Annotated in this window: 5 protein-coding genes; all 5 read left to right on the forward strand. The window is 71.8% G+C overall.

Annotated features, from left to right (window positions below; translation table 11 throughout):
- Positions 1-13 precede the first annotated feature (13 nt).
- The gene (locus tag P1P70_RS36375; RefSeq protein WP_319245402.1) at positions 14-1,228 is read left to right on the forward strand and encodes a Gfo/Idh/MocA family oxidoreductase; all 1,215 of its coding nucleotides are present in this window, start codon (positions 14-16) and stop codon (positions 1,226-1,228) included.
- A 12-nt stretch (positions 1,229-1,240) separates the two neighbouring features.
- On the forward strand, positions 1,241-2,245 hold the full coding sequence (locus P1P70_RS36380; RefSeq protein WP_319245396.1) for a sugar phosphate isomerase/epimerase family protein: 1,005 nt from the start codon (positions 1,241-1,243) through the stop codon (positions 2,243-2,245).
- A gap of 123 nt (positions 2,246-2,368) precedes the next feature.
- Positions 2,369-4,900, forward strand: coding sequence for a PQQ-dependent sugar dehydrogenase (locus P1P70_RS36385; protein WP_413471629.1), 2,532 nt, complete (start codon positions 2,369-2,371; stop codon positions 4,898-4,900).
- Between the two features lie 9 nt (positions 4,901-4,909).
- Entirely contained in the window at positions 4,910-6,304 is a 1,395-nt protein-coding gene (locus P1P70_RS36390; RefSeq protein ID WP_319245398.1) for a ThuA domain-containing protein, read from the forward strand.
- A 201-nt stretch (positions 6,305-6,505) separates the two neighbouring features.
- A partial coding sequence (locus P1P70_RS36395) for an inositol-3-phosphate synthase (RefSeq protein WP_319245400.1) occupies positions 6,506-7,647 on the forward strand: 1,142 nt, incomplete at its 3' end.

The following is a 7,647-nucleotide window of genomic DNA, read 5'->3' on the forward strand; positions in this document are numbered from 1 at the left end:
GCTCGCCGGTGGGGTGGACAAGCCGCAGTTGCGGGTCGGGATGGTCGGGTACGCCTTCATGGGGGCCGCGCACTCGCAGGGGTGGCGCACGGCGGGGCGGGTCTTCGACCTGCCGCTCACTCCCGTGCTCGCCGCCGTGTGCGGGCGGGACGCCGACGCGGTGCGGGCCATGGCGGACCGGCACGGGTGGGCGGAGACGGAGACCGACTGGCGCCGGCTGATCGCCCGCGACGACATCGACCTCGTGGACATCTGCACCCCCGGCGACAGCCACGCCGAGATCGCCCTCGCCGCGCTCGCCGCAGGCAAGCACGTGCTCTGCGAGAAACCCCTCGCCAACACCGTCGCGGAGGCGGAGCAGATGGCGGCGGCGGCCGAAGAGGCCCACACACGCGGCAGGTTGGCCATGGTCGGCTTCAACTACCGCCGGGTGCCCGCCACCGCGCTCGCCCGCCGCATGGTCGCCGAGGGGCGACTGGGAGCCCTGCGGCACGTGCGGGTGACGTACCTCCAGGACTGGCTCGTGGACCCGGAGTTCCCGCTGACCTGGCGACTGCGCAAGGAGTCCGCCGGCTCCGGGGCCCTCGGCGACCTCGGCGCCCACATCGTGGACCTCGCGCAGTACCTGGCGGGGGAGCCGGTGGTCGGGGTGTCCGCGCTGATGGAGACCTTCGTCCGTGAACGGCCCCTGCCAGCCGGGGTGTCCAGCGGTCTGGCGTCCTCCGGGGGCACCGCCGGCCGAGGTGCGGTCACCGTCGACGACACGGCCCTGTTCACCGGCCGCTTCGCCTCCGGAGCCGTCGCCTCCTTCGAGGCCACCCGCTTCGCCACCGGCCGCAAGAACGCCCTGCGCATCGAACTCAACGGCGAGCGCGGCTCGTTGGCCTTCGACCTGGAACGGCTCAACGAACTCGCCTACCACGACCACACCGAGCCCGCCGCCCACGCAGGCTTCCGCCGCATCCTCGTCACCGAGCCCGACCACCCCTACCTCGACGCCTGGTGGCCGCCGGGGCACGGCCTCGGATACGAGCACACCTTCGTCCACCAGGCCCGCGACCTGGTGCACGCCGTCGCGGAGGGTCGGCGCCCCGAGCCGTCGTTCGCCGACGGGCTCCAAGTGCAGCGGGTGCTCGCGGCCGTCGAGGAGAGCGCCGAGAAGAACTCCGTCTACACCCCGACCCACTTCCCGTCCCACGCACCGTCACACACCCCCACAGCGGTCTGAGGAGGCCCGGACATGCCGCGCGACTTCACGCTCTTCACCGGCCAGTGGGCCGACCTCCCCCTCGAAGAGGTCTGCCGCCTCGCCCGCGACTTCGGCTACGACGGTCTCGAACTCGCCTGCTGGGGCGACCACTTCGAGGTGGACAAGGCGCTCGCCGACCCGTCGTACCTCGCCTCCCGCCACCAACTCCTGGAGAAGTACGGCCTGAAGTGCTGGGCCGTCTCCAACCACCTGGTGGGCCAGGCGGTGTGCGACGCCCTCATCGACGAACGCCACCGCGCCATCCTGCCCGCCCGCGTCTGGGGCGACGGCGAGCCCGAGGGCGTACGGCAGCGGGCCGCCGCAGAGATGGCCGACACCGCGCGGGCCGCCGCCGCCTTCGGCGTGGACACCGTCATCGGCTTCACCGGCTCGGCCATCTGGCACCTGGTCGCCATGTTCCCGCCCGCCCCCGAGTCGATGATCGAGCGAGGCTACGACGACTTCGCGACGCGCTGGAACCCGATCCTCGACGTCTTCGACGCCCAGGGCGTGCGGTTCGCGCACGAGGTCCACCCGGGCGAGATCGCCTACGACTACTGGACGACCCAGCGCGCTCTGGAGGCCGTCGACCACCGTCCGGCGTTCGGACTGAACTTCGACCCCTCGCACTTCGTGTGGCAGGACCTCGACCCGGTCGGCTTCCTGTGGGACTTCCGCGACCGGATCTACCACGTCGACTGCAAGGAGGCCCGCAAGCGCCTCGACGGACGCAACGGCCGCCTCGGCTCGCACCTGCCGTGGGGCGACCCGCGCCGGGGCTGGGACTTCGTGTCGGCCGGCCACGGCGACGTGCCCTGGGAGGACGTCTTCCGGATGCTCCGCTCGATCGACTACCAGGGCCCGATCTCCGTCGAGTGGGAGGACGCCGGCATGGACCGGCTCCAGGGCGCCCCCGAGGCCCTCGCCCACCTCAAGGCGTTCGACTTCGAACCGCCGACGGCGTCGTTCGACGCGGCGTTCGGCGGCAACGAGTAACGGTTCCCTGCCACCACGGCTCCAGCCACAACGGTTCCCTGTCTTCCGGGGTGACGGCGCACCCCGGCGTACCGCACACACCCGTACACCTCCGTACGACCAGCCCCTTACTGGAGGCATTTCGTGCACCCGTACGACGACACCAGACGCACCACTGGCACCCCGAGCACCACCAGCACCACCACACTCTTCAGACGCCGCGGACTGCGCGGGCCGATCGCCCTGCTGAGCGGTCTGCTGCTCGCGGGCGCCTCGCTCTCCCTCACCGCGCCGGCGGCGGGGGCGGCCGACACCGACGGACCGAAGACCGCAGCCGCCGCCGCGGCCGAGGACTTCCAGCAGGTCACCCTCGCCAAGGGCGAACCGGAGGTCGGCGAGCCCATGTCGCTCGCCGTCCTCCCGGACCGCTCGGTCCTGCACACCTCGCGCGACGGCGAACTGCGCCTCACCGACGCGGCGGGCAACACCAAGCTCGCCGGCAAGCTCGACGTGTACTCCCACGACGAGGAGGGCCTCCAGGGCATAGGCGTCGACCCGGGCTTCGCCGACAACCGCTTCATCTACCTGTACTACGCGCCCCCGCTGAACACCCCGGCCGGTGACGCCCCCGAGACCGGCACGGCCGCGGACTTCGCGCCCTTCGACGGCGTCAACCGGCTCTCCCGCTTCGTCCTGAAGACCGACGGCACCCTGGACAAGGCCAGCGAGACGAAGGTCCTCGACGTCCCGGCCTCGCGGGGCATCTGCTGCCACGTCGGCGGTGACATCGACTTCGACGCGGCCGGGAACCTGTACCTCTCGACGGGCGACGACAGCAACCCCTTCCAGTCGGACGGCTTCACCCCCATCGACGAACGCTCCAACCGCAACCCGGCCTTCGACGCCCAGCGCACCTCCGGCAACACCAACGACCTGCGCGGCAAGATCCTGCGCATCAAGGTCGGCGCCGACGGCTCGTACACCGTCCCCGACGGCAACCTCTTCGCGCCGGGCACGGACAAGACCCGCCCCGAGATCTACGCGATGGGCTTCCGCAACCCCTTCCGGTTCAGCGTCGACAAGAAGACCGGCATCCTCTACGTCGGCGAGTACGGCCCCGACGCGGGCGCGGCCAACGCCTCGCGCGGCCCGGCCGGTCAGGTCGAGTTCGCCCGGGTGACCAAGCCCGGCAACTTCGGCTGGCCGTACTGCACCGGCAAGAACGACGCCTACGTCGACTACGACTTCGCCACCGGCACCTCGGGCGCGGCCTTCGACTGCGCGGCCCCGAAGAACACCTCGCCGAACAACACCGGCCTCACCGACCTGCCGCCCGCCGAGCCCGCCTGGATCCCCTACAACGGCAACTCCGTCCCGGAGTTCGGCGACGGCTCCGAGTCCCCGATGGGCGGCCCGGTCTACGACTACGACGCCGCGCTCGACTCCCCGGTGAAGTTCCCCGAGGCGTACGACGGCGACTTCTTCGCCGGTGAGTTCGGCCGCCGCTGGATCAAGCGGATCTCCAGCGACGCCGACGGCACCGTCCAGTCGATCAGCAACGTCCCGTGGACCGGCACCCAGGTCATGGACATGGCCTTCGGCCCGGACGGCGCGCTGTACGTCCTCGACTACGGGCTCGCCTGGTTCGGCGGCGACGAGAACTCCGCCCTGTACCGCATCGAGAACGCCACCGACGGCCACTCCCCGGTCGCCCAGGCCGCCGCCGACCGCACCTCCGGCCAGGCGAAGCTCAAGGTCCGCTTCTCCTCCGCCGGCACCAGCGACCAGGACGGCGACGCCCTCACCTACAGCTGGGACTTCGGCGACGGCTCCACCTCCGCGGCCGCGAACCCGACGCACACCTACAAGAAGAACGGCACCTACACGGCGACCGTGACCGCGAAGGACCCCTCGGGCCGCACCGGCAGCGCCAGTGTGCGGATCGTGGTCGGCAACACCGCGCCCAAGGTGACGCTGGAACTCCCGCAGGACGGGCAGCTGTTCGCCTTCGGTGACGCCGTACCGTTCAGGGTGAAGGTCAGCGACCCGGAGGACAGCCGCCCGATCGACTGCGCCAAGGTCAAGGTCACCTTCATCCTCGGCCACGACAGCCACGGCCACCCGGTGACCTCCGCCAACGGCTGCACCGGCACCATCCAGACCAGCGCAGACGGCGGCCACGACGAGAACGCCAACATCTTCGGGGTGTTCGACGCCGAGTACACCGACGGCGGAGGCGGCGGCCAGGAGCCGCTGACCACCCACGACCGACACGTCGTCCAGCCCACCCACCGCCAGGCCGAGCACTACGGCGACTCCTCCGGCATCGTGGTCCGGACGAAGCCCACGGCCCACGGCGGCAAGACCGTCGGGGACATCTCCAACGGCGACTGGATCTCCTTCAAGCCCTACGTCCTCTCCAACGCCACGAAGATCACCGCGCGCGTCTCCTCCGGGGGCGCCGGCGGCAAGCTGGAGGTCCGGGCGGGCTCTCCCACCGGCCGACTCCTCGGCAGCGCGACCGTGCCGGTGACCGGCGGCTGGGACACCTTCCAGGACGTCACCGCGAACCTGTCCCGCGCCCCGCGCGGCACCACCACCCTGTACCTGGTGTTCAAGGGGAGCGGCTCGGGCGGCCTGTTCGACGTGGACGACTTCACCTTCACGAAGCGGTGAGGGGTGGCCATGCGAACGCAAGGACGCGTGTGGGCCGCCGCGGGAGGTGCCGCCCTGCTGATCGGATGCGTGTCGGGGCCGGCCGTGTCCGATGAGGCCGGCGCCTCCGGGGAACACCGGGACGAGCGCCGGGTGCTGGTCTTCTCCAAGACCGCCGGGTTCCGCCACGACTCGATCCCCGAGGGCATCACGGCGGTACGGGAGCTGGGCGCCGACCACGGCTTCACGGTCGACGCCACGGAGGACGCCGGCGCCTTCACCGCCCGCAACCTCGGGCGCTACGACGCCGTGGTCTTCCTCTCCACGACGGGTGACGTCCTGAACGCGGCCCAACAGGGCGCGTTCGAGCGGTACATCAGACGCGGCGGCGCGTACGTCGGCATCCACGCCGCCGCCGACACCGAGTACGACTGGGCCTTCTACGGCGGGCTCGCGGGGGCGTACTTCCAGTCGCACCCCGCGATCCAGCCCGCGACGGTCGACGTCGAGGACCACGCCCACCCGGCCACCGCCGGGCTGGGCGCCACCTGGAACCGCACGGACGAGTGGTACAACTACCGCTCCAACCCCCGCGCGCGGGCCCATGTCCTCGCCTCGCTCGACGAGTCGTCGTACAGCGGCGGCACCATGAACGGCGACCATCCCATCGCCTGGTGCCAGGACTACCAGGGCGGCCGTGCCTTCTACACCGGCGGCGGCCACACCAAGGAGTCCTTCGCCGAACCCGCCTTCCGGCAGCACCTGCTGGGCGGCATCCGCTGGGCGATCGGCGAGGCCCAGGCCGACTGCCGCCCGGAGAACGGCTACCGGCCGCTGTTCGACGGCACCGCGGACTCGCTCGCGGCGTGGCGGCAGGCGGGCCCGGGCTCCTTCACCCCGGCCGACGACGGCACGCTCACGTCGTCCGGCGGGATGGGCATGCTCTGGTACGCCGACCGGAGCTTCGGGTCCTACTCCCTGAAGCTCGACTGGAGGATGTCCGGCCCCTCGGGCGACGACAACTCCGGTGTCTTCGTCGGCTTCCCGCCCTCCGACGACCCCTGGTCGGCCGTGAACAACGGCTACGAGGTCCAGATCGACGCCACGGACGTGCCCGAGAGGACCACCGGGTCCGTCTACGGCTTCCGCTCCGCCGACCTCAGGAAGCGCGACCGCGCCCTGAACCCGCCGGGGGAGTGGAACACGTACGAGATCCGCGTGGAGGGCGAGCGGCTCCGCGTCTGGCTCAACGGCGTGAAGATCAACGACTTCACCAACACCGATCCGGTACGGAGCCTGCGGGACGGCCACGTCGGCATCCAGAACCACGGATCCGCCGACCAGGTGTCCTTCCGTGACATCCGGATCAAGGAACTGCCCGCGCGGGCCGCCCCCGACAGGGCGGACTCGCCTCCGGGCGACTGAGCGACGGCGGGCGGGGGACGCCGGACCTCCGCCCGCCGTCTCGCCCCTCCTTCCTGTCCCCTTGCCCCTTGCCTCTTCCCTCTTCCCTCTTCCCTCTTCCCTCTTCCCTCTTCCCTCTTCCCTCTTCCCTCTTCCCCACGGAGGGTCCCCGGCTTCTCCCAGCACTCGCTCCCACCCACTGGCCCGACGAGGAGGCTGCCCATGTCCGCGTCCGTGTCCGCTTCTCCACCGAGTGTCGGCGTCTGGCTGATCGGTGCACGGGGCTCCGTCGCCACCACCGTCGTCGCGGGCTGCGCGGCCGTCACGGCGGGCCTGCACTCCCCGACGGGCATGGTCACCGAGACTCCTCTCTTCGCCGGTGCACACCTTCCGCCCCTCTCCTCCCTCGTCTTCGGCGGCCACGACACGGTCGACTGCCCCCTCCCCAAACGGGCCGAAGCCCTCGCGGCCGGAGGGGTCCTGCCCCACGACCTCCCGGCCGCCGTCGCCGCCGAACTGGCCGCCGCCGACCGGGAGATCAGACCCGGCGGCCCCCTCCCGGGCGACACCAGGACACCCGACGAACTGATCTCCTCCCACGCCGCCGACATCGAGGACTTCGTACGCCGCCGGGGGCTGACCCGGGCCGTGGTGGTGAACGTCGCGTCCACGGAACCCGCCTTCACCGGCACGGCCCTGCCACCCAGCTCCCTCTACGCGGCGGCAGCCCTGCGCGCCGGCTGCCCCTACGTGAACTTCACCCCCTCCACCGGACTCCACCACCCGTCCCTGGCCTCCCTCGCCACCTCCTCCGGCCTCCCGTACGCAGGCCGCGACGGCAAGACCGGCCAGACCCTGCTCCGCTCGGTCCTGGGCCCGATGTTCGCCCAGCGGGCCCTCACCGTCCGGGCGTGGTCCGGCACCAACCTGCTCGGCGGTGGCGACGGCGTCGCCCTCGCCGACCCGGCCGCCGCCGCTGCCAAGAACGCCGGCAAGGAGCGCGTCCTGACCGACAGCCTCGGGGCGACTCCTGAGGGCGAGACGCACATCGACGACGTCCCCGCCCTCGGCGACTGGAAGACCGCCTGGGACCACATCGCCTTCGACGGCTTCCTCGGCACCCGCATGGTCCTGCAGACCACCTGGCAGGGCTGCGACTCCGCCCTCGCCGCGCCGCTGGTGCTCGACCTCGCCCGCCTCCTGTCCCGAGCCCACGAGGCGGGCCTCTCCGGCCCCCTGTCCGAGCTCGGCTTCTATTTCAAGGACCCGGTGGGCGAGAGCCCGGCGGCACTGGGGGAGCAGTACGCGCAGTTGGCGGGCCTCGCGCAGCGGCTGCGGGGGCGAGGGCCGCCAACTGCGCGTAC

It is taken from the genome of Streptomyces sp. MB09-02B, from assembly GCF_033794485.1.
Taxonomy (GTDB): domain Bacteria; phylum Actinomycetota; class Actinomycetes; order Streptomycetales; family Streptomycetaceae; genus Streptomyces.